Origin of the sequence: Eubacterium ramulus (assembly GCF_045002895.1) — a bacterium.
Taxonomy (GTDB): Bacteria; Bacillota; Clostridia; order Lachnospirales; family Lachnospiraceae; genus Eubacterium_I; species Eubacterium_I ramulus.
The window spans coordinates 2,150,923-2,176,613 of the sequence record NZ_CP173382.1 but is presented as its reverse complement, the minus strand read 5'-3'; the positions used below and the strand labels follow the sequence as shown (position 1 = coordinate 2,176,613).

Here is a 25,691-nt window from a genome sequence, read left to right as displayed (position 1 = left end):
CTTATACACTACCAGCTATAATAAACCGCAAGGACAGCAATTTGATACTGCTGTCCTTGCTTTTATAAAATTGCAGTACACAGAAAAAAGCTGTAAAATGATAAATATATTTGTCCTTGTAACATTTCACGGACATTTGCCTGTTATACTATCTGCAAAAAGCAAAGGAAGTGAGGATATGAAGCAGATTTTAATTGTCGAGGACGACAGTTTTTTGAATAAGATGTTGGCCTATAACCTGACCGCAGACGGCTACGGCGTGACTTCTGCCCTAAATGCCAGAACCGCAGCCGACGCCATCCGCCAGCGGGAATTTGATTTAGTGCTGCTGGACATCAACCTGCCGGACGGGAACGGCTTTGAGCTGTGCAAGCTAATAAAGCCTCAGCACCCGGACACCATCGTAATATTCCTGACCGCCAACGATCAGGAGAGCGACCAGATACGGGGCTATGAGGTGGGCGCGGTGGACTACATCACAAAGCCCTTTGTGATTGGGGCCTTGCAGCGGAAAATCAAAGCCATGTTCGCCATGCTGGAACACCACAAACCGGCCAAGGACATTTACGACGACGGGCGGTTGTTTCTGGACTTCTCGGAGCAGACGGCTTCCTTAAACGGCAAGCCCCTGACTCTATCCCCGATGGAGTACAAAATGCTGAACCTGTTTCGTAAAAATCCCCGGCAAGTGCTGACCCGTGGGCAGCTTTTGGAAAAGCTGTGGGATATAGACGAGCGGTTTGTGGACGAACACACCCTGACAACCTCCATCAGCCGTATTCGCAGCAAGATTGAAGCCGACGGCGGCGCACCCTACATCAAGACCGTTTACGGCATGGGGTATCAATGGACGGGAGGCGAGGCAAAATGAAGTTTCAAAACCTCTCGGTAAAGCGGCTGTTTGGCCGGGTGGCAATGGAGCTTGCCCTCTCCATGTCCGGGATCACCATAGCTCTTTTTCTTGTGACAAAACAGATTGCGGTGCTGCTGACAGGCGGGGCGCTGCTGCTGTGCGCCATTGTAGGGATTTTTGTACTGACGCAGGCGTTTGGAAAGCGACTGTCGCAGTTTACCACTGACCTGTGCCAGACCTTAGACCACATGATCGCCGGAAATGAAGCACCCCAGCGGCCAGAGGACAGCGAAACCCAGCTCGCCAGAATCGGGCACCGGCTGGCGAGACTTTACCAGATCATGCAGGAGAACCGCCGCCGGGTGGACGAGGAACGGCAGGAGTTACAGACCCTTGTATCGGATATTTCCCATCAGGTAAAAACGCCGGTAAGCAATCTGAAAATGGCGACGGACACCCTGCTGGAAAAGCCTATGACCGAGGCGGAGCGTACCGATTTTATCCGTGGAATCCGCACCCAGACAGATAAACTGGACTTTCTCTTTCAGGCTCTTGTGAAAACCTCACGGTTGGAAACGGGCGTAATCCAGTTGAATAAGAAACCGGTCTGCCTCTTTGATACCGTGGCGCAAGCCATGAGTGGGATCGTGTATGCAGCGGAAAAAAAGAAAATCGCTGTATCTGTGGACTGCCCGGAGAATTTGACCTTTTCCCATGACAGCAAGTGGACATCCGAAGCCCTCTTTAACCTGTTGGACAATGCGGTGAAGTATACTCCGGCAGGTGGAAAAATTACGGTGTCGGTGATACCGTGGGAAATGTATGTGGAGATCAAAGTAGCCGATACCGGCAAGGGCATTTCCGAAAGCAATCAGGCTGCCATCTTCCGGCGCTTTTATCGTGAGGAAGAAGTACACGAACAGCAGGGCGTGGGCATTGGCCTGTATCTGACCCGCGAGATCGTAACACGGCAGGGCGGCTACATCAAAGTGGTTTCTGAGCCGGGCAAGGGTTCAGAATTTTCCATTATGCTGCCGACAAAATAGAATGCGGCGGACGGCCATTTCCGGCTGCCCGCCGTAAATTTTTTTGAAATGTCCGAGCGTTGTAACATTTCACCTCGATTTTCAATGAAATTTTTTGGCCGCTGTAACATTTCGCGGACATTTAGGTTTTACAATACCCTTATCAAATATGGAGGTGATACAACTATGACATGGCATTTTGAAAATGACACCAGCGCCATTACAAAGAAGCTGGCGCAAAGAAGCTTCAAAGCCAACAAATTACGAAATATTGTTGCTGTAATAGCAATCGTTTTAACATCAATGCTTTTTACTTCTGTAACGACTTTATGTGTTGGAGCGATCCAGTCTATACAGACAACTATTTTGCAAATTAGGGGAACCAGCCCGTCCACTGGCACATCTGTAAATTGGATTGCCATAATAGCAGCCCTGTTTTTTATTATGATTTTTGTAATAACGGGCTATTTGCTCATTCGCAATATTTTTGAGATTTCTGTTGTTCAAGAAATAAAGAAATATGGCTTATTAAGAACAATCGGAACAACGGAGAAGCAAATCAAGCGAATTGTTTATAAGCAAGCATTTTGGCTGTCTATAATTGGTATATCTATTGGGTTGATTTTAGGATATATAGTAGGAATACTTATGCTTCCGTGGATTCTTAATTTTATGAAAGACGAGTATCACAATCTTTCTGTGAACTTGAGTTTTAATCCTATTATTTTTGTCGTTGCCGGGATATTTAGTGCGATTACTGTTTGGGTGAGCATAAAGAAACCATTCAAAATTGCAGCTACGATTTCGCCCATTGAGGCAACTAGATACTATGAAAAAGACAATTATCATAGTGCCAACAAGAATCGTCTTTCGTTTAAGAATAGAATAACAGAAATGGCATGGAGAAATTTAAGAAGAAATTCAAAGCGTACCATATTTATCGTCTTATCCATGATACTCTGCATTATTCTCCTAAACAGTGCAATCGCAATCGGAAATAGTGTTGATGTTAAAAAATATGTATCTTCTGTTACCTCATTTGATTTTGTTGTGGCAAGCCCAAACACATTTTCTAATGTGCAAGGTTTTCGATTTAAAGATGATTCTGTTAGTAATGAAATCATATCTGATATTGAAAATAATATTCCTGTGCTGAACGGAAGTCGAATTTATAAAAACACTTTGGATGATGTCAGTGTTACTTATGATTATGGTAGTTTGGTCACGGAAGTATTAGACGAATACACAGAAGATAATCACCTTATACGAAGTGGTATGGTTGATGGCAGAACTTATCCAGTAAAACTCGGTGTTGATTATCGACCTCTTTGCAATATTTACGGGGTAGAAAAATCAATACTTCCTAAATTGAATTTCATTGAGGGAGAAACAGATATACAGCAACTAACCTCATATTTGGAAAGTGGAAACTATGTTATAGAAATTTCAGCGATCAACCCAAATGAATCTCCTGAATTTCTTTGTCCGCTCAATCAGGAAGTTACCATTTACAAAGATGGATTGCCTTATAAAACGGTTTCGGTAATTGCGCGTGCAGTGGTTGATTTTTCATTGGTAGAATCTCCGGGTAAGAATGTTGGCTACACTGATGTTGGCGGCGATTGTCCTATTTTCTATATGAGTAATGAGATGTTTGTGGAATTGTATAACAATCCAGCCATAATGAGTTATGTGTTTGATGTGGAAAAAGAACACTTTTTGCCAGCGACCGAGTACATCAATTCTTTGCCTACCGTTGAATACGCATCGTCTGAAACATTGGCACAAACTATGAATGGATTAAAACAAACTATTTTTATCATAGGTGGCCTTATTGGGTTTCTATTAGGAAGTATCGGGCTTGTGAATTTTTCCAACATCATTATAACGAGCATTATAAACCGGCAACGGGAATTTGCTACATTAGAGAGCATCGGAATGACGAAAAAACAAATTAACAAATTGACCGTATTGGAGGGATTGTTTTACGCATTTCTGATTTGTGTAATGGGTTTACCTCTCTCTCTTATTGTTGCAAATACAATTCTTCCTACTTTCTTTAATCAACCTGACTTATGGCTGTTTACAATACAGCCTACGATTTTCCCGTTGATATTAGAGGGAATTGTTATTTGCGTTGTGGCGATTATAGTTCCTCATGTTTCGTTTCGCTATTTTAGAAAAACAAGTATTGTAGCTCGATTAAGGGTAGTTGAATAATAATTTTGAAATGTCCGAGCGTTGTAACATTTCACCCCGATTTTCAATGAAATTTTTTGGCCGCTGTAACATTTCGCGGACATTTGGGTTTTACAATAGCCTTATCAACAAAAGCGAGGAGGCGACGCAATGGAACTGACCCCGACATTGATTTTGAATCTGGCGCTGCTGATCGTCCCGCCCGCTGTCCTTGTGCTGGTGTTCCGGCAATGGCTGGCCCGGCACATCCGCTGGACGGTTGCCTTGACTGCTCTCTGTGATGTTCTCCTGTTTTGGGATGAACTGTTCTACTATGAGAGCTTCGGCCTGTTCGCTGGGCTGATTCTGGTACAGTTGGCGGCCACCGGCGCGGCAGCGTTCCGCATTTACAACAAACAAAGAAAGGATTGAATTTTATGAGTATTTTACAGACTATCGACCTGAAAAAGTATTACGGCACAGAGCCGAACATTACCCGCGCCCTTGACGGTGTGAACTTCTCCGTGGAGGACGGCGAGTTTGTGGCCGTTGTGGGAACATCCGGCAGCGGCAAGTCCACCCTGCTTCACATGATGGGCGGGCTGGACACTCCCACCAGCGGAACCGTGATCGTCCGGGGCGAAGAACTGGCAAAGAAGAACGATGAACAGCTTACCATCTTTCGCCGCCGCAACATCGGCTTTATCTTCCAGAACTATAACCTTGTTCCTATTCTGAATGTGTATGAGAACATCGTCCTGCCGGTGGAGCTGGACGGGGACACGGTGGATCAGAAGTTTTTGGACGAAATTGTTCACCTACTGGGGCTGGAAGATAAACTGAAAAATATGCCGAACAATCTATCCGGCGGACAGCAGCAGCGTGTGGCGATTGCCCGCGCTCTGATTACCAAACCGGCTATTGTGCTGGCCGATGAGCCAACCGGTAACCTTGACAGCAAGACCAGCGCCGAGGTGCTGGGACTTATCAAGCGCACCAGCGCGGAGTTCCGGCAAACCGTTGTAATGATTACCCACAATGACGACATAGCCCGCCTTGCAGATCGGATTGTCCGCATTGAGGATGGCAGGATTGTGGAATAAGGAGGTGGCAAGCTATGACATGGCCTTTTGAAAATGATACCAGTGACATTGAAAAGAAGCTGGCAAAGCGCAGTTTGCATCGTGAACGGCAGCGTAATTTATTTGCAATCATTGCTCTTGTGCTAACTGCATTTATGATAACTGCGACATTCAGTATTGGTTTTAGTTACTTTGAAACCTACCAAATGCAACAAATTCGGTTAATGGGAACTACCGCTGATGTCGGAATCACAAATGTAACAGAAAATCAGTTGGTTGAAATTTCAAAATCAAACCTTGTCCTTGACGTAGGTATACAGCAGCGTTTAGGCAGTGTTGATACAGAGCAACTGCAAAATGCGAGATTAGGTATAGTTTGGATAGATGATACCGAGTGGGAACACCACCGTCTTCCTACTATATCAGGTGTTGTAGGAAATTACCCATCAAGTAAAAACGAAATTATGCTACCTACATGGGTGCTTGAACAGATGGGCATTTCTGATCCGCAAATAGGGATGGAGATTGTGTTGTCATACCAAATTGGCGATAGCTATGATTATGTCACGGACACCTTTTTGCTGTCGGGCTACTATACGGACTACATTCCAATGCGCACAAATAATCGTGGTTATGTTTATGTTTCATCCGCTTTTAAGGATAGCTTAAATGTATCACTGGATAATAGTGTTACGGCAATGATCCGTTTTCAAGGCAATGATAATGCTGACAAAAACTGTGAAAGATTGCGGCGTGAGATTGACTTTACAGAAGGGCAAACATTTGAAATTGTACCATTAGAACAGGCAAATGGTGGAACTATTATTTTAGCTGTAATAATTTTAGCAGTTTTTATATCCTTTAGCGGCTATCTGCTGATTTATAATATTCTTTATGTCTCTGTCATAAAAGATGTGCAATTCTATGGCCGTCTTAAAACGATTGGAACGACTCAAAGGCAGATAAAGAGAATTATCTATAAGCAGGCAATCAGAATCTCTTGTATTGGTATTCCGATTGGTCTGTTACTTGGTGCGGTTGTTTCCTTTGGCATTGTTCCTTACTTCCTGAATATGATGTATTCAACAAATTCTGATGTGGGAACAAAAGTATCTTTTTCGCCGTTTATTTTCATAGGAGCGGCCATATTTACGTTCATTACCGTTATGATTGCAAGCATGAAGCCCGCCAAAATTGCCGGAAGTGTTTCACCAATAGCAGCACTCCAATATACAGCAGCCAGCACAAAGAGCAGCGCCAGAAATTGTAGCAAAATGAAGTTGTCCAGAATGGCATGGAACAATGTCTTTCGTAATGCTAAGAGTACAACCCTTGTTTTTGCATCGCTTTTTTTCGGCCTTTCCTTGTTCCTTGTCGTCACAGGGCTATTACATGGTTTAAGCCCGGAGAATTATGTGAGCCAATGGGGAGTAAGCGATTTTGCACTCACATATAGTATCCACGAAAGAGAAGATTTAATTTCCAGCGAAATGGTTTCAGAGATTGGTCAGCTTGACGGCATTGAGAATTTGAGGTTGACCTATGCACCTTATCCTCAAGTAGCAGTAGATGTTGTATATGACGATGCTGTATTTCACGAGTTTCTTGCGTCATTAGACGGAGTAAACGGCATTGATTTTTCTGATCCGGCAAAATTAGAAAATTATCAGCAAAACTTTTTTAGCGGGGTTTTTGGAATTGACAGTGCATATTTGGAAGAAATCAATAAAACCTTAAACTTGCCTATTGACACGTCTGCCTTTGAACAAGGAAAGGTTGTGCTGCTGTCCAAAACAGTAGAAGACCTTATTCAGCCGGGGCAGGAAATAACAATCCAGACGCAGAACGGACAGCATTCCTTTATTGTAGCGAACGGTTATTTGAATGAAGGGTTTCGAGCAGGAGGAGGCAATGAGAGAGGGACGGCTCCTGATTTGTATATTAGTCAAACAGCTTTGAAAGAACTCTTTCCGCAATATAGAGTGTTCCGCGTGGCCTTTGATACGGATGGTCAACATGACGAAAGTATACTGCAAGAATTAAAGCAAATCACCGCATCACAAGCTAACATTGATATTATATCCCGATATGAACGGCGAGAAGAAATGCAGGAATATCTCATTACAGCAAAGGTTTTAGGAACAGGGTTGTCCGTGATCCTGCTGCTTGTTGGTGTCATGAACTTTGTCAATACAATGGTTGTCAATGTAAATACTCGGCGCTATGAATTAGCTGTTCTTGAAAGCATTGGAATGACAAAGCGACAAATCAAACGAATGCTATTTATGGAAGGTTTCTATTATTGGGGCGTTTCCCTTTCCCTTGCAGTCACCATTGGAACAGCAATCTTCATCTTGCTATATATGATTTTTAGTAAAGTGGCCTATTATGCTGTTTTCTCCTATCCATTTATCCCGCTGGTGCTGGTGTCTGGACTGGTGTTGCTAATCTGCCTTATTGTGCCTATATGGGTCTACAAAACTGACGTTAACCTTCCAGTTGTGGAGCGATTGCGGTTGACAGAGTGAGTTTAATCAAATAGCAAAACATCCTTAGATCAATCATATCGAAGCGGAGCAGATTTTAGCTGCTCCGCTTCTTTAGTATTTTTCAAAAAATTCTTTTGAAATGTCCGAGCTTTGTAACAATTCAGCCTGTTTTTCTGTCGAAATCAAAGGCACCTCGGACATTTATAGTTCTTCCAAAAGTTTGATGATAATATTACCATTCATGGAAGAAGCAATCTGTTATTGCAATAATGCGAAATTGACGATAGAAAGTTTTTCATATCTCGGTCAGCTCAACAATTACATTACTCTGCTGATACAGCCAGTCCGTAAATTCTTTCGGGCTGGCTGTTCCTGTTTTTACAGCCTTTTTTCTCTGTAAGGCTTCTTTCTTAAAGTCGGAAAAGGAAGCCTGTATTTTTTCCAGACGGTCAGCCGGAAAGCCTGCGGTATTTTTTACCCGGTTTATTTTGTTGCGCCAGTTCTGGCATTCATTTTTATAAAGCAGGTCATAGTTATTTTCTCTTGACCTCTCGTCAAATTCCCGCTTGTTTTGAAGCGCCTGTGCTTTTCGGCACTTGTCGCTGCACAGCTCATACCGCTGGCTCTTTGCCAGAAAATATTTTCCACAGACCTTGCACCGCCGGAAGCAAAGCCCCCAGTCATTCAGCCTGTTCAGATAATAGGTAATCAACGGGTAGAGGGACGCATAGGCAGACACACATTCTTCTGTGCGCCGGTTGTCCGGGAACCAGAGGTCAAGCCGGGTATCTTCTGACGGTGCGCCTTTGAAATAAAGGCTGCCAGCTTGAAATTGTTTCGGTTTTCCTGTCTCCCTGTCAAAGCTCATGGTTTCGTTTTGGAATACCCCGGTCAGTCTGCTCATTTTATCCATGAAGCGGTCACAGGCAGCGTTACGGTCACGGGGTTCTCTGGCAAGCAGATAGCTGTTCCAGATACGGAACGCCACATACATTTTCAGAGGGTCGTTGCTAAGATATTTCTCCCAAAGAAATTCGCTTGCCGCCTGCTCCAGCTCCGGCTGTTTCCATCGGTTGGAGTGGAGAGCTTGCCGCAGCGGAGAAAGCCCGTATAAGTTCCAGTCTCTGTCCGTGTCACGCTCAAAGTTTATCAAAAAAGTTCCCAGTGGGCGTGTCATATCACAAAGCACCTCTGCGTTTTGGCTCCCGTTCAGACGGAAGCGGATCTGCTGTTCTTCCCCAATCAAAATCCGCTCTTTCATTTTCTTCCTGTCCAGCGTCAGGACAAACAAAATCCTCTCAAAACATGGCTCATGCCGTATAAACTGATTCTCCATCCCTATCCCCTGCCTTTGTTTATGGTAATTATATAATTCAGTTATATCCGTTACACTCATGGTATCGCAGAATCATTGTTTTGTCAAGGATAGTACGCTATGATGATTGCGGTTGGTAATTTCGTACCGCACAGTACCTTGACAAGTGAATGACCGTCCAAAAGGGATATGACCGGCAGGAGAAGTGACGCATTCGGCGCACCAATGCAGGGAAACACCGCAGGAATGGGGCAGGAAAACGGCTTTTGGGGAGAACGGCAACAGGAAGCATTTTAACCTATTTGATTTATGGGAGGAACAGAATGAACGATAAAAAGAGATTGAACAGCTACGAGGATTTACCGCTGGTTCTGGATGTGGCGGACATTCAGCGGATTATGGGAATTTCAAGAGCGAGCGCCTATGAGCTGGTACACACACCCGGCTTTCCAGCGTTCCGCAGGGGCAGACTTATCAAGGTCAGCAAAATTGCTTTCTTTGAATGGATGGCAAAAGGCTCCGAAACCGTACCGGGAAGCGACAAATAAGCGTGAGGTATCATTCCCTGACTTGCAATACTGCCGCACTTTCCAAAGGGGCATACAGAGGGAAAAAAACTTAAAAATGATACCGAGACGCTACATCAAAACAGCCTATCTGCGTACATCAGATAGAAACGGAGAAAGGAGCCGGTTATGGCAAGAATGAGTAACAAGCGGCGGTTGGAATGGTCTTTCTTCTTAAATGACCGCAGCCGTATCACTTACAACGAACTGTGCCGGAAATGCCAGCACGAATGTAAACAGAGCTTCCGGGCGGTTGTGGTTGACTGCCCGAAGTATCTTTCCAAGCGTTCCAAGAAAAAGGACAAGACTGCCGGAAACGGCAAAATCCCTTAGGAACTAAGGGCGCACTTCTATACATAGTCTAAAGACCATGTATCGTGCGTCCTGCGGAGCTTACCTCTGCCGCTGATAAAATCAGCAATCCGAGGTCTGCGTTCGCTTCGCTCCGACAAGGTGGCTACACCCCCTTGCGCCGCTAAAGCGGCTATCCCCTGTGTACCCGCCGCAAAGAGAAATCCGCTCTGCGGTTTTCCCTTTTCATCGGGTTTTATAGAAGCACTGACACACGGACTGTCTGCGGATGGTCTTTCTTTATCTTATCAGCAAAGGATGTGAGAACATGGAAAAATCTTTGGAACAGTTGAAGCAGGAATATGAAAAAACCACTGTCCTGCTGGAACAGGAAAAACGGAAAATGCAGCGTTTGAAAAACCGGCAGGCGTATCTGGAAAGCGGTTCCCGGAAACAGAGGACGCACCGGCTGATTACCCGTGGGGCAGCTATTGAGAGCATTGCACCACAGACAAAGGAGCTATCCGAAGCGGAATTTTATTCCCTCATGGAAAGCATTTTGAATCTGCCGCAGGCGGAGCATTTCATCCGGTCTGCCACAGAGAACCACGCCCGTATTTCCGGGCAGGAGAAAGGCGGTGACTAAGGATAGCACTTTATCATTTTTCAATCGCACAGATCAAGCGCAGCGCCGGTCAGAGCGCCATTGCCAGCGCAGCCTACCGAGCCGGGGAGCGTCTTTACAGCAGCTACTATGGAGAAGTCAGCGATTACACCAAAAAGGGCGGCGTGATTGCTTCGGAAATCATGCTGCCGCCCCATGCGCCGGAAATATATCTTGACCGGGCGACCCTCTGGAATGCTGTGGAGAGCTGCGAGAAACATCCAAAAGCACAGCTTGCCTATTCCTTTGATATTGCCATGCAGAATGAATTGACACTGGAAGAAAACATGGAACTGGCGAGGAAGTTCGTGCAGGAGCAGTTTGTGGCAAAAGGCATGATTGCCGACCTTGCTTTTCACAGCCCGGAGAAAGAGGACGGCGGCATCCCTAACCCGCATTTCCATGTGATGACAACCATGCGCCCTTTGAACCCGGATGGCACATGGGGGCAAAAACAGCGGCGGGAATATCTTCTTGATGAAGATGGAAACCGAATCCGGGATAAAAACGGCGATTATATGTTTAACGCTGTCCATACAACAGACTGGCATGAGCCGGAAACGCTGGAACACTGGCGGGAGCAGTGGGCGGCTGCCGTTAATACAAAATTTGAGGAAAAAGGGCTGGATGTGCGTATCGACCACCGTTCCTATGTGCGGCAGGGGCTTGACCTGATACCTACTGTCCACGAGGGAGCTAATGTCCGGCAGATGGAAGCAAAGGGCATCCGCACCGAGAAAGGGGAATTGAACCGCTGGATTAAAGCCACCAACCGGCTCATGCAGGATGTGAGGAAGAAGATCAAAGCCCTGTTTGTCTGGATGGCAGAGGTAAAAGAAGAACTTTCCAAACCCCAGACACCGAGCCTTGCCGACCTGCTGATCGCTTATTACAACCAGCGCAACGCAGGGGCATGGAGCAATAAAGCCAGAACCGGAAACTTAAAGCAGTTTGCCGAAGCCGTCAATTATCTGACGGAAAACAAGCTGCTCACATTAGAGGATTTGCAGGAGCGTCTTTCCTCTGTCAGTGAAGAATTTGAAGCATTAAGCGGCTCCATGAAAAAGAAATCTGCCAGGATAAAGGAATTGCAGGAATTGATACGGGAGGGCGAGAATTACCAGCGGCTAAAACCTGTCCATACGGAATTGAACAATATCAAGTTTAAGAAACAGAGGGAGAAATTTGAAACATCACACGATGCGGAGTTACGGCTGTTTTATGCCGCCCGCCGTATTCTGAAAGAAAAACTGGACGGAAAACCCATTGCCCTGAAAGCATGGAAACAGGAATACGCACAGTTAAAAACAGAGTATGCCGAACTGTCTCCGCAGCACAAGCCACTCCGGGAGGAAGTGATACGGCTGCGGCAGGTGCAGAACGCCGTAGATACCGCACTGCGCCGGAGAGAGCAGCCACAGGAAGTACAGAGAAAGAAACACGAGATGGAGCTATGACATAACCGGCAGCTTTACCGTTACCGGCATTTTTATGGAGGGAGCATTTGAATGTATTTGAAGCGGTGAAACAGTCTGTTACCACCCGGCAGGCTGCTTCATTCTATGGAATCCGGGTGGGAAGAAACGGCATGGTCTGCTGTCCATTCCACAATGACCGCACGCCCAGCATGAAAGTGGACAGCCGCTTTTACTGCTTCGGCTGCGGGGCTTCCGGGGATGTGATCGACTTTGCCGCTTTGCTGCATGGATTGGGGAAACGGGAAGCTGCGGTCAGGCTTGCGGAGGACTTCGGCGTTTCCTATGAGAAATCCGGCAATGCGCCGCCAGATTGGAAGCGTCACAACAGGTCACAGCCCCGACAAAAATCAGCGGAGCAGAAATTTCAGGAAACGGAACGGTATTGTTTCCGGGTGCTATGCGATTATCTGCGCCTGCTGGAGCATTGGAAAACAGCATACTCCCCACAGCCGCAGGATGACATCTGGCATCCTCTTTTTGTGGAAGCGTTGCAGAGGATAAGCTACACAGAATACCTTTTGGATATTTTGTTATACGGAGAAATAGAAGAAAAAGCGGCATTGATCGCCGCACAGGGAAAGGAGGTGTTGCGGCTTGAACAGCGAATTTCAGAGCTTGCCGCCGGAAACGCAGGAAGCGGTCAAAAGGACGATGGACACAATGGAACCGGCGCAGACACCGGCAGAAATCCGGGAAACATTAGAGGGGACGCAGAAAGGCGGCGTGAAGAACAGCATCCGAAACTGCCTGACGGTGTTCCAGCGTGACCCTCTGTTTCGCGGGGCGCTGCGCCTGAACCTTTTGACGGAGCAGATTGACATTGTGAAGCCGCTGGGCTGGGAGCGCACCAGTACCACGCTGACCGACATGGACATGAACTACCTGCTTTTGTATCTGGAAGAAAATTACGGGCTTACCAGCGAGAAAAAGGTGCAGAGCGCCATCAAGATTGTTGCCAATGAAAACCGCTACCATCCAGTCAGGGATTACCTGAACAGCCTGCAATGGGACGGCACAGAGCGCATCCGTTACGCCCTGCATCACTTTCTGGGAGCCGATACGGACGAATACACCTATGAAGCCTTGAAACTGTTCCTGATGGGAGCCATCCGGCGGGTATTCAGACCGGGGAGCAAGTTTGAGGTCATGCTCTGTCTGGTTGGTGGTCAGGGAGCCGGGAAATCTACCTTTTTCCGGCTGCTGGCAGGCAGGGACGAATGGTTTTCAGACGATTTGAAAAAGCTGGACGATGAAAATGTGTACCGCAAGCTGCAAGGGCATTGGATTATCGAGATGTCGGAGATGATTGCCACAGCCAACGCCAAGAGTATTGAGGAAATCAAGTCATTCTTAAGCCGCCAGAAAGAAACCTACAAAGTGCCGTATGAGACACATCCGGCAGACCGGCTGCGGCAATGTGTATTTGGAGGGACGACCAACCGGCAGGACTTTTTGCCCCGTGATCGCACCGGCAACCGGCGCTTTCTCCCCGTGACGGTGTACCCGGAACGGGCGGAGGTTCACATACTGGACGATGAAGCGGCGGCGAGGGCGTATATCGAACAGATGTGGGCGGAAGCCATGACGGTTTATCGCAGTGGGAAGTATAAGCTGTCATTCAGCATGGAAATGAACCGATACCTGAACGCCCACCAGCAGGACTTTATGCAGGAGGACACACAGGCTGGCATGATCTACGCCTATTTGGAGGACTACACCGGCGACAGGGTATGCTCCAAACAGCTTTATGAGGAAGCACTGGGAAACTTAAATTCCCCGGCAGACTGGGAGACACGGGCAATCTGCGAGATTATGAATACCGGCATTGCGGGCGGCATCATACAGGGCTGGGCAGCCTACAAAAGCCCGAAGCGGTATAAGAAATACGGTTCTCAAAAAGGCTGGGAGCGTGTCAACCAAGCTCCGCCGGAGGGGGACGGTTTTCAGGAAATCACGGAAGAAGAAGCCCGGCAAATGGAACTTCCATTCTGAAAAGCCACCGGTTGACAGTTTGGTTGACGCTTTGGTTGACAGCCGGTTGACGGGGAAAAGCCTGATATTTGGGGCATTTCTCTCCTTTGTCAACCATGTCAACCAAGAAATCAAAGAAAAAGTAAAAAGTAATAATAGAGCGCCTATGGATTGTTTTCAAAGTCTTTTCTGCCGGTTGACACGGTTTGGTTGACACGGAGACAGTCTGCGGCTGTACACCTGTCTGACATTCCCTTGTCGGGCATATTTCATTTATGGAGGTAACTGCCTATGGCAAAAAGCAAAAACGAGAGCAATAACAAAAACAGCGGCACCCTGCTTACCGAAAAAGACGGCACCCAGTATTTTGTCATGGGGAAAGTCCGTATCAAGGTATCGGAGCATTTCGCACAGGATGGGAAGCCGCTTGACAGCCTGCTGGAAGATGTGATCCAGCACGCTGCCGCCGCTTCCTGAAAAAATACGGAATAACGACTGTCAATCAGCCCACGCTTATGATATACTTGTACCAGCGAGTATTGTATAAGCGTGGGTTGTTTCTTTTAGAAGGAGGATTTTTAACCGTGAAACAACCATACAATACAACGATTTATAACACTGCACTATATTTGAGATTGAGCCGTGACGATGAATTACAGGGGGAAAGCGGCAGTATCCAGACCCAGCGCATGATGCTTAGACAGTATGCCGCAGAGCATGGGCTGACCGTTGTAGACGAGTACATTGACGACGGATGGAGTGGGACAAATTTCGAGCGTCCAAGCTTCCAAAGGATGATTGATGACATCGAGGACGGGAAAATCAACTGCGTTGTCACAAAGGACTTATCCCGTCTGGGAAGAAACTATATCCTGACCGGTCAGTACACGGAAATCTATTTCCCCAGCAAGGGAGTACGCTACATTGCCATCAATGACAATGTGGACACCATCAACGGAGAAAGCGAGCTTGCACCGTTCTTAAACATCCTGAATGAAATGCACGCCCGACAGACCAGCAAAAAGGTCAAGGCTGCCATGCACACAAGATTTGCCAATGGCGCACACTATGGAGCCTATGCACCGCTGGGCTATGTAAAAGACCCGGACAAAAAAGGTCATCTTCTGATCGACCCGGAAACACGCTGGATTGTAGAGAAGATTTTTGACCTTGCTGTACACGGGCGTGGAGCCGCCAGCATTACACGGATTCTGGTGGAGGAAAAAGTACCTACCCCCGGCTGGCTGAACTATGAAAGATACGGGACTTTCGCCAATATCTACGCCGGTGCGCCCGCAGAAAAAGCCTATGCGTGGACGATAGCACAGGTCAAGAGCATTTTGAAAGAGGAAACCTACATCGGTCACAGCATTCACAACAAGCAGAGCAACATTTCATTCAAGAACAAGAAAAAGGTGCGGAAGCCGCAGGAAGAATGGTATCGTGTGGAAAATACCCACGAAGCCATCATTTCTGAAGAAGTGTTCCAAAAAGTTCAGGAGCTGATTGCAAGCAGACGCAGGAAACGCAGAAACGGTACGACACAGATTTTCGCAGGATTGATAAAATGTGCAGACTGCGGATGGTCTTTAGCCTATGGGGAAAACAAGCAGAATAAGAACCCATACGGGTACTACCATTGCAGCAAGAACGGGCAGGGATTACGCCAGTGTTCCATGCACTATATCCGCTATGATGTACTGTATGCCTATGTGCTTGCAAGACTGCAATACTGGTCTATGCTGGCACAGAAAGACGAGGACAAGCTGCTGAAACGCCTGCTCAATGCCAGCGACAGGGAAAGAAACTCTGCGAAGAAAAAGCAGGCTGCGGAGCTGAAAAAGGCAGAGAAGCGTAAAGCCGAGGTTGACGGGCTGTTTGCTAAAATGTATGAGGACTGGTCTGCCGGACGCATAACCGAGTATAACTTCAATATGCTGTCCGAGAAGTACCAGAACGAGCAAAAGGAGCTTGAAACAAAAATAAGACAGCTTCACGAAACGATGGAAGCCGCCGTACAGACCGCAGCGGACGCTGAAAAGTGGATTGCCCTGATGAAACAGTATGTCAACCCTGTGGCGCTGACCGCCGAACTTCTGAACACTCTAATTGAAAAAATAACCGTCCACGAAGCTGTCAAGGGCGAGGATGGAAGTCGTGAGCAGGAAGTAGAAATCTACTACCGCTTTATCGGCAAAATCGATTGACCTTTCTTTTTTACCCAACAATATCTTTAATTAAGGGAAACGGGTCTTAGTATGCCTAATGTCGTATTACTCATACCAATAGCTGATATATTAGATGTTACCGTTACAGAATTGTTACGTGGAGAAAAAATAGATACACAGAAAAATATTGATACAAAAGAAGTCGAGGAATTGGTAGTAGGCTCTCTCGATATGGCTGTTAGGAATTCTATTCATCAGCATAGAAAAAACTGGATATTAGCATATTTGCTATGTTTTTTAATGTCTATTACAGAAATTATTATGTTAGTTGCATCTGGGAATTCAATAGCAGAGATGAAAGGTGATATATTGCTGGTTACAGGGTTAATGCTTTTATTTGGTGCATGGTTTTGTTTCTTTGCCAAAGACATGTTACCAACATATTATGATGCCAACAAGATAAATTATGTTTCACAAGGAATTTTTAGAATACATCTAGTGGGTTTATCCTTTAACAATGGAAATTGGATGTACATCTGTACAACTTTAAAAATTTGGACACTTGCAACGGTTGTTCTATATCCTCTTGCAGGTATTATAATAATCAATTGTCTCAATATAGCTTTATGGGATATTTTAAATAAAATTTTCTTAATTATGATATTAGGTGGTATGGTAGTTTCGATTTACATTATCGGGAAAAAATACGAATAATTAAATTACCTGCTATCGTTGTGGATATTACTAATTTACAACATTCTTCATGGGAAATAAGGAATGATGCAGAAGAGATTGTGTTAAGCGAATTAGCGTACATTTAAAACGTGGAAAGCTCCTTCGGGAGCTTTTTGCTGGTTATCAAGCCTGCAAATAAAAAGTCAAGGCTAAATTGAAGAACATTGAAAATTTTATACAGGTTGAAAATTAGGTATCAAAATAAGACCACCACACCAGTGCTGGCCTGAAAATATTAGTGGATAATTAAGATTCTGGAAGAGATGAAAGATATTCTTTCACTCGTCCGTAGTAGATTCTTAGAAACTTGTTGGCACCTGCAGTCATATAGACATAGTAAGGCTTGCCTTGAGCACGTTTCTTATCTAAGAACTGATAAACAGGATCATCTTGCGGATGCGTTTTAATCAGGACATCCATTACCTGAAATAAAGTCTTTCTAAGATCAGAGGAGCCTCGTTTGGAAGTTGGAACACTTTTTTGTTCATAACTTCCCGATTCATTAACACCGGGATCTACACCGGCAAATGCAGTAATAGCACTTTTGTGAGTGAAACGGGAAACATCTCCGATCTCAGCTATCAACTGAGGACCAAGTGAAGTTCCAACCCCTTTCATAGCCATAACGACAGGATATTCCGGGAGTTTGGATGCAGTTTCATTCATGAGAGTGCGTAGTGACTCAACAGTTGTAGAGGCACTATTAAGCTGGTCTACAGCCTGCTTAATAATAAGCTTTGTAATGGCATCCTTTGAAAGTACAGGAACAAGTTCCTTTGCTTTTCCATAGATTTCCTCAGCTTTGGATTGGCTGAAGTTGTACTTCTTACGTTTGCACCAGTTTTGATAATGGTCGATAAAGGAATTCAGGGACATTTTACGGACACAGTCTACATGCCAGTATGTAGATGCAAAATCAACCCATTTCTGGCTGCCGTCACTGCGTGCAGGACTGTCAAAGTAAGTATTGACACCAGGATAGGTTTGGTCAAGGATGCCGATAAGATTATTTTTCATAGCCGTCTTGTGTTTTATGTAAAAGCCGAACTGACGGTTCATGGTTTTGAGCTGATTGCGTAATTCATCCATAACATTATACTGTTTAAGATTTTGCCATTTGTCAAGAGTATATCGGGCAATCTTAACAGCATCTGCTTTATCAGATTTCACTTTACGAAGAGAATCATTATCAAAGTCTTTGATAAGTTTTGGGTTAATGGCACTGACGAAAAGATTTGCCTCTGAAAGCTGATGAGCGAGGACTTCATAATAACGCCCTGTGTGCTCCATCACGATTCGGGACTCACCTTCAACAGAGTTGATGAGTTCTACAAGTGAATTGATACCACTGGCTGTGTGTTTGATTTCGAAAGGTGCGGAAACAATTTCACCGAAAGGTCGCATGATAGCAACCATACTCTTACCTTTTGAAACATCGATACCTACTGCGTTCATAAATTGTCACTCCTTAAGATTATTGCAATGGATAAGTACCAGTTTTACTCATTGCCTATTCAATCTACTGTGGTGTGACGCGAATGCACCTATGGCGATTCAACCTGCATAAAACGAACGCTGCGAATGAGGAGCTGGTTATCAGTCTTAATTACGGACGCGGAGTCCAAGAAAGTATTCGATATACCGATTGCTCCATCATTATACAGCTTAAGCAACAAGATGGATAATTCCTTACTGGCTGTAAGGGATATTAACCATAAATATATTGTAGTAGAAAGTATATAGAAAATGCATTAATCATATGGTATGATTTGAACAGAAGATAGAATCTTATGAAGTAAGAAGAATATTTTGGAGGAACGTAACTTAGAAGTTACAGAATTAAGTTAATCGTGCCATATGGCTTGATTATAAACGCAAAGATAAAAACGCAACGTACATCTTTGATGTGCCAGAGCCGGTAGGTAGCCCGGCCGTCCTATATAAATAGGGTAAGTAACCTGCCCCTCCGGGTTGTCCATTCTTTGTTCAATCAATTTTAGGAGGGATTCTTATGGACAAAGTAAATGGAAAGCTGACAGTATTTTTTGAAGAGCCGTTTTGGGTGGGAATCTTTGAACGCATCGAAGATGGTAAATTATCTGTGGCAAAGGTAACATTTGGTGCAGAGCCAAAAGATTATGAAGTACAGGAATATATTCAAAAGTGCTATTTCAGTTTGAAATTCAGTCCGGTTGTTGAAACTGTTGTAAAGGATATCAAAAGAAATCCGAAACGGATGCAGCGGGAAGCAAAGAAACAGATGCTGGAAATAGGCATTGGTACAAAATCGCAACAGGCGTTGAAATTACAGCAGGAACAGAACAAGCAGGAACGCAAAGAGAAAAGACGCAAGAAAAAAGAGGCAGAAGAGCAGCGAATGTTTGAACTGAAACAGCGACAGAAAAGAGAAAAGCGTAAGGGACATTAAAGTCCCTTGGGCTTTTACTCAAATCGAAAAGTGTTGAATAAAGCTTTCGGGAGGTGTTTCTATGAAGAAAAAAGTACTTGCAATTATGTTAGTTGCCATGTCAATAATGTTGATTTCGGCGTGTGGAAAAAAAGAAAATCTGTACGAAATTCCTGATCTATCGCAGTATAAGACAGATTATGTAGGAGATTCTTCGAATGTTATAAATATTGTAAGCGGTCAAGAGTATCCGGAGGGATACTCATATGATAGTATAGAGATACAGTCTGAAACAGAGCCTTATGGATTAACAGTTTTTCTAAAAGATGAGCCGTCTGCAGTCAAGCTTGAAGATGAATTGCAGGTTAATGCAGATATGACATTTGATTTGATTGGTAATTTGGGAACAATTGATTATAAAACAGCAGATAGCAAAGAAATTATTGTATCATATGAACGGTGATATATTTTTAGTCAACTTTTAGACAATTTGAAGAGCAGAATATAAAAAGGCGTATGGAAGTTTTGGGTAGTGTAAAATAGTTTGTGTTTTTGGTAAAAAATAACTCCTTTTTGGTAAGAATTCAGATATGACAATTCTTATCGAAAAGGAGTATTTTTTATGGCACTTACAAAGGAACAAATTCGACAGATCATCTCAGGAAACAACATTAATAGCGTTGCAGATATATACACGCTTCTGAAAGACAGTTTCAAGGATATCCTGCAGGAACTGATGGAGGCAGAACTGGATGCAACTCTTGGCTACGAGAAAAACCATAAGGGAGATCTACAGACAAACAATAAAAGAAATGGTCATTCTACAAAAAACTTAAAGAGTCAATACGGTGAATTTCAAATCGACGTACCAAGAGACCGTAACGGTGAGTTTGAACCAAAACTCATCCCTAAATACCAGAGAGATATTTCCGGGATTGAGGAAAAAGTGATATCTTTATATGCCCGTGGTATGAGTACACGTGACATCCACGACCAGCTCAAGGATCTTTATGGAATTGAGCTGTCAGCTGAAATGGTCAGCAAGATCACAGACAAGATACTTCCTCAGGTTAAGGAATGGCAGTCCCGTCCTCTGAACCCGGTTTATCCGTTTGTCTTTATGGACTGTATTCATTATAAAGTACGTGAGGATGGCAGAATCCTGAGTCGTGCTGCGTATGTAGTTCTTGGCGTTACAGTGGAGGGATACAAAGATATCCTCAGCATCACAGTAGGCGCAAATGAAACCAGTAAGTTCTGGCTTGGAATGCTTAATGATCTTAAGAACCGCGGAGTAAAAGATGTCCTTTTCTTCTGCGTGGATGGTCTTCCGGGTTTTAAAGAAGCTATTCAGGCAGTTTATCCGCAGGCAGAGATCCAGAGATGTGTGATCCATATGCTACGCAATTCTTTCAAATATGTAAATTATAATGATCTGAAAAAGTTTTCCTCGGATTTCAAAGAAGTGTACAATGCTCCGAACGAAACAGCCGCTTTAACAGAGCTGGAGAACATGAAAGAAAAATGGGGGAAGAAATATCCGTACGCGATCAGTAACTGGGAAAATAATTGGGAAGATGTAAGTTCCTTTTTCCAGTTTTCTAATGATATCAGACGCATTATGTACACGACAAATATCATAGAAGGATTGAACCGCCAGTATCGGAAAGTCACGAAAACGAAAAGCGTATTCCCAAGCGATTCTGCATTGGAAAAGATGCTGTATCTTGCCAGCGAGAACGTAGTCAAAAAGTGGACGCAGAGATACCGGAACTGGGATCAGGTATTGAATCAGCTGATAGTCCTTTACGGAGAACGGCTCACTGCTTATCTGTAAGAGAAAAGAAAAGCAGGAATGGGGAAGCTCTTTTAAGCCCCTCATTCCTGCTCTCTGTCTATTCCTTCGGCATTTATATTATTGCCAGAAATTTCCGATCCTATTCCAGAGGTCGGGTGTGGGCAGAGCCCACAAAAGGCAATAATCATGATGCCTTACTTGTCATGCAAAAAAATCGAAAATGATGTATATAATTTTCCTACATGGCAATACTGTAAGTACAAAGATATATTCGACAGCCGCATAATCATTAATTCGACAGCAAAGTTTTACATATCTATTTCTTATCAGAAAGATTTACTTTCCATAGACACAAGAATTTTTACACCCTCAAGTTTTGATTTCCATACGCCTTTTTGAAAGGAGTTTATTTTTGAACAAGAGATTTGTAAGAGTATATTATCTACTCGAAGATGATTACAATTCCATATCATAGGACTTTTTCTTAGCCCAAGCAGGCTGATTTCGCCGCATCTCCTGTTTCCTCTGACATTCAAGTTCCCAGGCACGATGGGAGAAGACATCAGGATCTTCAACATTCAGATAATCCACTTCATTGGCGGCAATATCACGGCGGTGATAGTCATAATACTTACCAAAAGTACCTTTGAGCTGCTCGATCAGCTTATCCCGGAAATCAGGACGTATCTGGATTCTGGTGTCCAGTAATTCTGTATACTGTTCAGGTTCAGGACGAAATTTTTCTTCCCGGAAAGCGGCAGCATCTTTTTCAAGCTGTTTTTTGAGCGAGATGTCCTGAGAATCCAGGATATCAAGATTGTTATTCATCTGGCCGTATTTCTTGGATAGATTCGTCATATCTTTATCGGTAGAGCATTGTGCCTGGAAGATTAGCTGCTCTTTCCTTGATTTCAGTTCTTCAATTTCTTCGGTAACAGTGGTAAGCTGCTGATTCAATTTTATATGCTGGATGGGATTCAAAATACTGGTTTTCTCTTTTTTCACATTCAGTTCTTTCCGCTCTGTAACTTTAGCTTTGAGTTTCTTTTTAACGGTGTTGTATTTATTCAGTATTGGATTAAAATGATTCATCCAGTCATGGATCACTTCTTTTTGCATCTCATTGTGGAGCAAATGATATTGTGTAAAAATCATGTGATTTCGGATTGCTTCCAAGGTTTCTGCAATTATTGGAATAGACTTTTCTACAGCTTCAGCCAGTTTTGCTACTTTTGCTTTTAATTCTCGGAGCATTTTGTTATCCGCACGAATCTGACGGTTGATTTCACAGCGGTCTGCTATCATGCCTTTCTTTTCCATATTCTGGGCAATGTAGCCTTCATGGATGGTTGGCTGTTCGGTGATTCCCTGAGCTGCAAAGCTGCGGTGATCAATGGCGGCATTTATCTGATTACGTGCAAGCATTTTATTTACGGCATCTGCCCAGTTTGCTCTCCAGATATGGAGTTGTTCATCACTGTTCCATTGTTCGGAAATAGGATTCTGTCTGCCATATCGGCTGCTCTTGGGGTGTTTATCAATCCGTTCATATCCTTTTTCCTGTGCGGCAGAGGAAGTCAGATATTCTTTCTTTTTCCCAACTTTATAGCGATATTGCTTTTCCCATCCCTGTTTCTGAGCAGTTTTAAATTCAGAAGCAGTAAATCCTTTTTCTTCTCCATCTTTGATACAGAGATATTCTTTTTCGGTTTTATACTGCCATGTTCCATTTTCATTTAGTGGTCGGACAGTAAGAAGAATGTGTGCATGGGGATTGTGACCATCTGTATCGTGAATGGCAAAATCAGCACACATTCCCATATCTACAAAATTCTTTTGAATAAAATTTTGAAGAAGAGAAATATTGCTGTCTTTATCCAACTCAACGGGGAGTGCGACAACAAATTCTCTTGCAAGTCGGCTGTCTTTGGTCTTTTCGTTTTCTTCCACAGCATTCCAGAGTTGTTCCCGGTCATTCCATTCCAATGGAGCCATTGAAGGAAGCATCACCTCCTGATAGATCAGCCCCTGCTTTCTGGTATAGTCATGCTGGATGCCGTCATAATCATTGTACATGCGGCTACAGCTCATATAAGCAGAAGCAGCAACAGCAGACCGACCGGAACCACGGCTGACGACTTTGGCTTGCATATGATAAATTGCCATATCTGGCACCTCCTTTCGATGTTGCCTGCAACAGCGGATAAAGCCCTCGGCAGAGCGCACGAGCCCCGAAGGGGATACCACTGCCTGATTTATCAGGTGGTGAGTAAGTGCGCCCTTCGGGAGTAGAACTTGTGCGTTTACATTCCCCGTAACCGGATCATCAGCTCCCGTTTTAGGGAATCTAAATCCATTTCTTTAATATGGGGAACAATACTTTCCAGAATTGCTCCTTCCTGGACTAATCGGTGTGTTCTGGCATCACGCTCTTTTTTCCGATTTCTTGCTTCAGCTTCTTCCTGACGGTGCTTTGCCTGTAAAAGTGCCTTTTCTTCTGGTGTTATTGTCCTTTTATCTGCCATATCTGGCACCTCCTTTTTATGCCCGTATCCGGGCAATTTTGGTTTCAAAATCTTCTGGTCTAGTACTATAGTTTCGGATAACTGACAGTGGCATATTTCTGGTGATGAATATGAAAAGAAAGTAGCACCACTGCCAGTGAGAAATAACTATTGAGTTATACTCCGTTGTTTCAATTCTGGTTCAAATCAGGATTGCTTAGCAGGATTTTCTTCGCCTCTTTCAAATTGGCGGAAGCGTTGTCCTGACGGATATTCCGGTTATTGATACGGACAGGAATACATCTCTCTAGAATGCGGTCATAAATTCGTTTGTGTGCGATATCAGCGGCGTTATTCAGCTCTGATAAAGTGAGATTGGTCGTTATGATCAGGGGCTTTTTACTGCGGTAACGGCTGTCAATCACATTGAATACCTGTTCCAGTGCAAAGTCAGAGTTCCGCTCAATTCCGAGATCATCAATAATCAGAAGACTGTAGCGGTTTAAGCTGTTGATGAACTGGTTTCTGTCTTCAAAATGCATTCCGGTAAGGGTATTCAGAATCCGGGAAAAGTTGGTCATCAGTACAGGAACGCCTTTTTCCAGAAGGGCATTGGCAATGCAGCCTGCAAAAAAAGATTTTCCAGTACCTACATCACCCCAGATGAGAAATCCGGAAGCGTTTGCTTTCATCTCTTCCCAGTTACTTACATAATTGTGTGCCAGTTTTATTTCCGGATTGATGCCGTTATCCCTGGCAAAAGTGTAGTCATAGAGTGCTTTGTCCTGTAAGCCGCTGGTTTTAAGATGCTCTATTTCCATTTGTTTTTCATGAAGTTTTCTCTGGGCCTCTTCCTGCTCAAAGATTTCCTGCTGGCATTTACAGCGGATGGAAGGAATAAGAACCTTTCCCTGTAATTCATGCCGGCATTGTCTTGGCGTATTGCATTTGGAACAGTAGATCAGGTGGTCTGTTTCGTTAAAATATTCATCAGGCTGAATCTCTCTGTTTGGTGTTATAGCGGTTGCTTTTTCTGTAAATCTTGTCATAGTGTTTCGTATTCCTCACTTTCGTAATTCCTTTGCCGGGAAGCAGGATGATCCTGTCTTGCCCAACTGATGATGGTAGCTGCATGGTTCTGATATTGCTTTCCGGTAGAAGCCATATAACCGGATAAGCGTTCAATATAATCCTTCCAGTCAGGGATTGTCTGCCGGATATCTTCAAGCTCTTTTTCTGACAGAAAAACATTTTGAAATTTTCCATAGGGTGAGAGTGGCTCCTTACTCCCTCTTTTTTCTAAATTGTTCTTTTTTATCTCTTTCTTATTACCAGACAGTTTTCTGTCTGTATCAGGGAAAGAATCCTGTCTGTCAATAGGACAGTTTTCTGTCTGTCTTAGGGAAAGAAATCTGTCTGTATAGTGGATGGTTTCTTTTGGGAGTTTTACATAAATCCGATTGGGCTGTCCGGGTCCCTGCCGTTTTCGGAAGATAAGCTCCTGTTTTTCCAGTACTGCCAGAGCAGTTTTAACCGTCATCTGGCTTTTATGGAGAACTTCTGCCAGTGCTTCAATTGTAAAGTAAATGAACACATGACCATTGATATCTGACCAGCCCTCATTTTTCTGGGAAAGCCTTGCCCGGTCGAGCAGGATAATATAAAGCATTTTGGCAGTTTCGTTTATTTCCATGTCCAGAAGAAAACGGGGAAACATCATATAAGATGGCAGGTTGGTGTCTGCTGTCAGAAAGTCCGTCATGTGTTCACCTCCAATCAGTTATTCTCCAAGAAAATCCCAGTCTACATCACTATCTGGCTGTGAATTTTCAGGTGTTGGAAAGGACGCCCTGATTTGGGGCTCCCTTTGCGCCATGCCTGCAGTCAGTCCGGAAAGAAAAAGTGGCAATGCCTGTTTCAGACTGTTTTCCACTGCATCTACAATCTGTTTCACAAAAAGTTCTTCCCGTTCTCTTGTTTCCAGATAAGGATCAGCCTGTGTGCGGTAGTAGCGGTCAAAATAATCTACCAGTGCAAGAGAGATTACCTGACTGTAAGATTTAAAATCCTGCCTGTCCATTGTCTGTAAATATTCCCAGGCTCTCCGCTGCTGTTCTTTGCCCAGATTAAAGCGCAGGTTGGTGTTGCGGATATTGTTCTGCATGGT

At 44.2% G+C, this 25,691-nt stretch carries 25 protein-coding genes; 18 read left to right on the top strand and 7 right to left on the bottom strand.

Annotation, left to right across the window (positions count from 1 at the left end; all coding sequences use genetic code 11):
* Positions 1-178: 178 nt before the first annotated feature.
* The 6 genes from ACIRUQ_RS10200 (at position 179) to ACIRUQ_RS10175 (ending at position 7,666) form a co-directional block, all read left to right on the top strand.
* On the top strand, positions 179-871 hold the full coding sequence (locus tag ACIRUQ_RS10200; protein WP_021632060.1) for a response regulator transcription factor: 693 nt from the start codon (positions 179-181) through the stop codon (positions 869-871).
* Positions 868-1,899 (top strand): sensor histidine kinase KdpD, encoded by a 1,032-nt coding sequence (locus tag ACIRUQ_RS10195; protein WP_008816371.1) that lies wholly within the window; start codon positions 868-870, stop codon positions 1,897-1,899. The genes ACIRUQ_RS10200 and ACIRUQ_RS10195 overlap by 4 nt, the downstream gene beginning before the upstream one ends.
* A 165-nt stretch (positions 1,900-2,064) precedes the next feature.
* The gene (locus tag ACIRUQ_RS10190) at positions 2,065-4,098 is read left to right on the top strand and encodes an FtsX-like permease family protein (RefSeq protein WP_055290458.1); all 2,034 of its coding nucleotides are present in this window, start codon (positions 2,065-2,067) and stop codon (positions 4,096-4,098) included.
* 129 nt (positions 4,099-4,227) lie between these two features.
* The gene (locus ACIRUQ_RS10185; protein ID WP_008816373.1) at positions 4,228-4,488 is read left to right on the top strand and encodes a hypothetical protein; all 261 of its coding nucleotides are present in this window, start codon (positions 4,228-4,230) and stop codon (positions 4,486-4,488) included.
* A gap of 5 nt (positions 4,489-4,493) precedes the next feature.
* Complete coding sequence (locus ACIRUQ_RS10180) at positions 4,494-5,159, top strand: ABC transporter ATP-binding protein (protein ID WP_008816374.1); 666 nt, start codon at positions 4,494-4,496, stop codon at positions 5,157-5,159.
* 14 nt (positions 5,160-5,173) lie between these two features.
* On the top strand, positions 5,174-7,666 hold the full coding sequence (locus ACIRUQ_RS10175; protein ID WP_008816375.1) for an ABC transporter permease: 2,493 nt from the start codon (positions 5,174-5,176) through the stop codon (positions 7,664-7,666).
* Between the two features lie 256 nt (positions 7,667-7,922).
* Here the strand turns inward: ACIRUQ_RS10175 and ACIRUQ_RS10170 are convergent, their stop codons facing one another.
* Entirely contained in the window at positions 7,923-8,963 is a 1,041-nt protein-coding gene (locus ACIRUQ_RS10170) for a DUF6076 domain-containing protein (protein ID WP_008816376.1), read from the bottom strand.
* Positions 8,964-9,265: 302 nt separating this feature from the next.
* Here ACIRUQ_RS10170 and ACIRUQ_RS10165 point away from each other — a divergent pair, with 302 nt between their 5' ends.
* The 9 genes from ACIRUQ_RS10165 to ACIRUQ_RS10125 all read left to right on the top strand — a co-directional run bounded on the left by ACIRUQ_RS10165 (position 9,266) and on the right by ACIRUQ_RS10125 (position 16,794).
* A complete protein-coding gene (locus ACIRUQ_RS10165; RefSeq protein ID WP_005362423.1) occupies positions 9,266-9,490 on the top strand; it encodes a helix-turn-helix domain-containing protein in 225 nt (74 codons plus the stop codon).
* 147 nt (positions 9,491-9,637) lie between these two features.
* Positions 9,638-9,841: a hypothetical protein gene (locus ACIRUQ_RS10160; protein WP_004614949.1), complete on the top strand. Its 204-nt coding sequence runs from the start codon at positions 9,638-9,640 to the stop codon at positions 9,839-9,841.
* A 286-nt stretch (positions 9,842-10,127) separates the two neighbouring features.
* Positions 10,128-10,445: a DUF3847 domain-containing protein gene (locus ACIRUQ_RS10155; RefSeq protein WP_008816380.1), complete on the top strand. Its 318-nt coding sequence runs from the start codon at positions 10,128-10,130 to the stop codon at positions 10,443-10,445.
* 2 nt (positions 10,446-10,447) lie between these two features.
* On the top strand, positions 10,448-11,920 hold the full coding sequence (gene mobQ, locus ACIRUQ_RS10150; protein ID WP_079746603.1) for a MobQ family relaxase: 1,473 nt from the start codon (positions 10,448-10,450) through the stop codon (positions 11,918-11,920).
* Between the two features lie 47 nt (positions 11,921-11,967).
* The gene (locus ACIRUQ_RS10145; protein ID WP_044947442.1) at positions 11,968-12,708 is read left to right on the top strand and encodes a CHC2 zinc finger domain-containing protein; all 741 of its coding nucleotides are present in this window, start codon (positions 11,968-11,970) and stop codon (positions 12,706-12,708) included.
* Positions 12,593-13,933, top strand: coding sequence for a virulence-associated E family protein (locus ACIRUQ_RS10140; RefSeq protein WP_118536010.1), 1,341 nt, complete (start codon positions 12,593-12,595; stop codon positions 13,931-13,933). The genes ACIRUQ_RS10145 and ACIRUQ_RS10140 overlap by 116 nt, the downstream gene beginning before the upstream one ends.
* A gap of 270 nt (positions 13,934-14,203) precedes the next feature.
* A complete protein-coding gene (locus tag ACIRUQ_RS10135) occupies positions 14,204-14,389 on the top strand; it encodes a hypothetical protein (RefSeq protein WP_004849804.1) in 186 nt (61 codons plus the stop codon).
* Between the two features lie 107 nt (positions 14,390-14,496).
* A complete protein-coding gene (locus ACIRUQ_RS10130; protein WP_008816383.1) occupies positions 14,497-16,119 on the top strand; it encodes a recombinase family protein in 1,623 nt (540 codons plus the stop codon).
* A 51-nt stretch (positions 16,120-16,170) separates the two neighbouring features.
* The gene (locus tag ACIRUQ_RS10125; protein ID WP_055290459.1) at positions 16,171-16,794 is read left to right on the top strand and encodes a hypothetical protein; all 624 of its coding nucleotides are present in this window, start codon (positions 16,171-16,173) and stop codon (positions 16,792-16,794) included.
* 267 nt (positions 16,795-17,061) lie between these two features.
* Here ACIRUQ_RS10125 and ACIRUQ_RS10120 read toward each other — a convergent pair whose 3' ends face one another.
* Positions 17,062-18,270, bottom strand: coding sequence for an IS110 family transposase (locus ACIRUQ_RS10120; RefSeq protein ID WP_055290460.1), 1,209 nt, complete (start codon positions 18,268-18,270; stop codon positions 17,062-17,064).
* A gap of 556 nt (positions 18,271-18,826) precedes the next feature.
* Here ACIRUQ_RS10120 and ACIRUQ_RS10115 point away from each other — a divergent pair.
* The 3 genes from ACIRUQ_RS10115 (at position 18,827) to ACIRUQ_RS10105 (ending at position 21,059) form a co-directional block, all read left to right on the top strand.
* On the top strand, positions 18,827-19,243 hold the full coding sequence (locus ACIRUQ_RS10115) for a YjdF family protein (protein WP_008392697.1): 417 nt from the start codon (positions 18,827-18,829) through the stop codon (positions 19,241-19,243).
* A 61-nt stretch (positions 19,244-19,304) separates the two neighbouring features.
* Entirely contained in the window at positions 19,305-19,685 is a 381-nt protein-coding gene (locus ACIRUQ_RS10110; protein WP_008392698.1) for a DUF4825 domain-containing protein, read from the top strand.
* Between the two features lie 159 nt (positions 19,686-19,844).
* On the top strand, positions 19,845-21,059 hold the full coding sequence (locus ACIRUQ_RS10105) for an IS256 family transposase (protein ID WP_055290461.1): 1,215 nt from the start codon (positions 19,845-19,847) through the stop codon (positions 21,057-21,059).
* A 417-nt stretch (positions 21,060-21,476) separates the two neighbouring features.
* Here the strand turns inward: ACIRUQ_RS10105 and mobQ (ACIRUQ_RS10100) are convergent, their stop codons facing one another.
* The 5 genes from mobQ (ACIRUQ_RS10100) to ACIRUQ_RS10080 form a co-directional block, all read right to left on the bottom strand.
* Positions 21,477-23,186, bottom strand: a complete 1,710-nt coding sequence (gene mobQ, locus ACIRUQ_RS10100; protein WP_008392699.1) for a MobQ family relaxase — start codon at positions 23,184-23,186, stop codon at positions 21,477-21,479.
* Positions 23,187-23,323: 137 nt separating this feature from the next.
* A complete protein-coding gene (locus ACIRUQ_RS10095) occupies positions 23,324-23,545 on the bottom strand; it encodes a DUF3847 domain-containing protein (RefSeq protein WP_009265797.1) in 222 nt (73 codons plus the stop codon).
* 170 nt (positions 23,546-23,715) lie between these two features.
* Positions 23,716-24,573, bottom strand: a complete 858-nt coding sequence (locus ACIRUQ_RS10090) for an ATP-binding protein (protein ID WP_055290462.1) — start codon at positions 24,571-24,573, stop codon at positions 23,716-23,718.
* Positions 24,570-25,286 carry a replication initiator protein A gene (locus ACIRUQ_RS10085; protein ID WP_055219545.1) on the bottom strand — a complete coding sequence of 239 codons (717 nt, stop codon included), beginning with the start codon at positions 25,284-25,286 and terminating at the stop codon, positions 24,570-24,572. Before ACIRUQ_RS10085 ends, ACIRUQ_RS10090 begins: the two co-directional genes overlap by 4 nt.
* A gap of 18 nt (positions 25,287-25,304) precedes the next feature.
* Complete coding sequence (locus ACIRUQ_RS10080; protein ID WP_055290463.1) at positions 25,305-25,688, bottom strand: hypothetical protein; 384 nt, start codon at positions 25,686-25,688, stop codon at positions 25,305-25,307.
* Between the last annotated feature and the right edge of the window lie 3 nt (positions 25,689-25,691).

Bases quoted from the DNA above. Each gene is read 5' to 3' on its own strand.
- ACIRUQ_RS10200 (WP_021632060.1), top strand. From the start codon at position 179: ATGAAGCAGATTTTAATTGTCGAGGACGACAGTTTTTTGAATAAGATG.
- ACIRUQ_RS10195 (WP_008816371.1), top strand. From the start codon at position 868: ATGAAGTTTCAAAACCTCTCGGTAAAGCGGCTGTTTGGCCGGGTGGCA.
- ACIRUQ_RS10190 (WP_055290458.1), top strand. From the start codon at position 2,065: ATGACATGGCATTTTGAAAATGACACCAGCGCCATTACAAAGAAGCTG.
- ACIRUQ_RS10185 (WP_008816373.1), top strand. From the start codon at position 4,228: ATGGAACTGACCCCGACATTGATTTTGAATCTGGCGCTGCTGATCGTC.
- ACIRUQ_RS10180 (WP_008816374.1), top strand. From the start codon at position 4,494: ATGAGTATTTTACAGACTATCGACCTGAAAAAGTATTACGGCACAGAG.
- ACIRUQ_RS10175 (WP_008816375.1), top strand. From the start codon at position 5,174: ATGACATGGCCTTTTGAAAATGATACCAGTGACATTGAAAAGAAGCTG.
- ACIRUQ_RS10170 (WP_008816376.1), bottom strand. From the start codon at position 8,963: ATGGAGAATCAGTTTATACGGCATGAGCCATGTTTTGAGAGGATTTTG.
- ACIRUQ_RS10165 (WP_005362423.1), top strand. From the start codon at position 9,266: ATGAACGATAAAAAGAGATTGAACAGCTACGAGGATTTACCGCTGGTT.
- ACIRUQ_RS10160 (WP_004614949.1), top strand. From the start codon at position 9,638: ATGGCAAGAATGAGTAACAAGCGGCGGTTGGAATGGTCTTTCTTCTTA.
- ACIRUQ_RS10155 (WP_008816380.1), top strand. From the start codon at position 10,128: ATGGAAAAATCTTTGGAACAGTTGAAGCAGGAATATGAAAAAACCACT.
- ACIRUQ_RS10140 (WP_118536010.1), top strand. From the start codon at position 12,593: ATGGACACAATGGAACCGGCGCAGACACCGGCAGAAATCCGGGAAACA.
- ACIRUQ_RS10135 (WP_004849804.1), top strand. From the start codon at position 14,204: ATGGCAAAAAGCAAAAACGAGAGCAATAACAAAAACAGCGGCACCCTG.
- ACIRUQ_RS10125 (WP_055290459.1), top strand. From the start codon at position 16,171: ATGCCTAATGTCGTATTACTCATACCAATAGCTGATATATTAGATGTT.
- ACIRUQ_RS10120 (WP_055290460.1), bottom strand. From the start codon at position 18,270: ATGAACGCAGTAGGTATCGATGTTTCAAAAGGTAAGAGTATGGTTGCT.
- ACIRUQ_RS10115 (WP_008392697.1), top strand. From the start codon at position 18,827: ATGGACAAAGTAAATGGAAAGCTGACAGTATTTTTTGAAGAGCCGTTT.
- ACIRUQ_RS10110 (WP_008392698.1), top strand. From the start codon at position 19,305: ATGAAGAAAAAAGTACTTGCAATTATGTTAGTTGCCATGTCAATAATG.
- ACIRUQ_RS10105 (WP_055290461.1), top strand. From the start codon at position 19,845: ATGGCACTTACAAAGGAACAAATTCGACAGATCATCTCAGGAAACAAC.
- mobQ (WP_008392699.1), bottom strand. From the start codon at position 23,186: ATGGCAATTTATCATATGCAAGCCAAAGTCGTCAGCCGTGGTTCCGGT.
- ACIRUQ_RS10095 (WP_009265797.1), bottom strand. From the start codon at position 23,545: ATGGCAGATAAAAGGACAATAACACCAGAAGAAAAGGCACTTTTACAG.
- ACIRUQ_RS10090 (WP_055290462.1), bottom strand. From the start codon at position 24,573: ATGACAAGATTTACAGAAAAAGCAACCGCTATAACACCAAACAGAGAG.
- ACIRUQ_RS10085 (WP_055219545.1), bottom strand. From the start codon at position 25,286: ATGACGGACTTTCTGACAGCAGACACCAACCTGCCATCTTATATGATG.
- ACIRUQ_RS10080 (WP_055290463.1), bottom strand. From the start codon at position 25,688: ATGCAGAACAATATCCGCAACACCAACCTGCGCTTTAATCTGGGCAAA.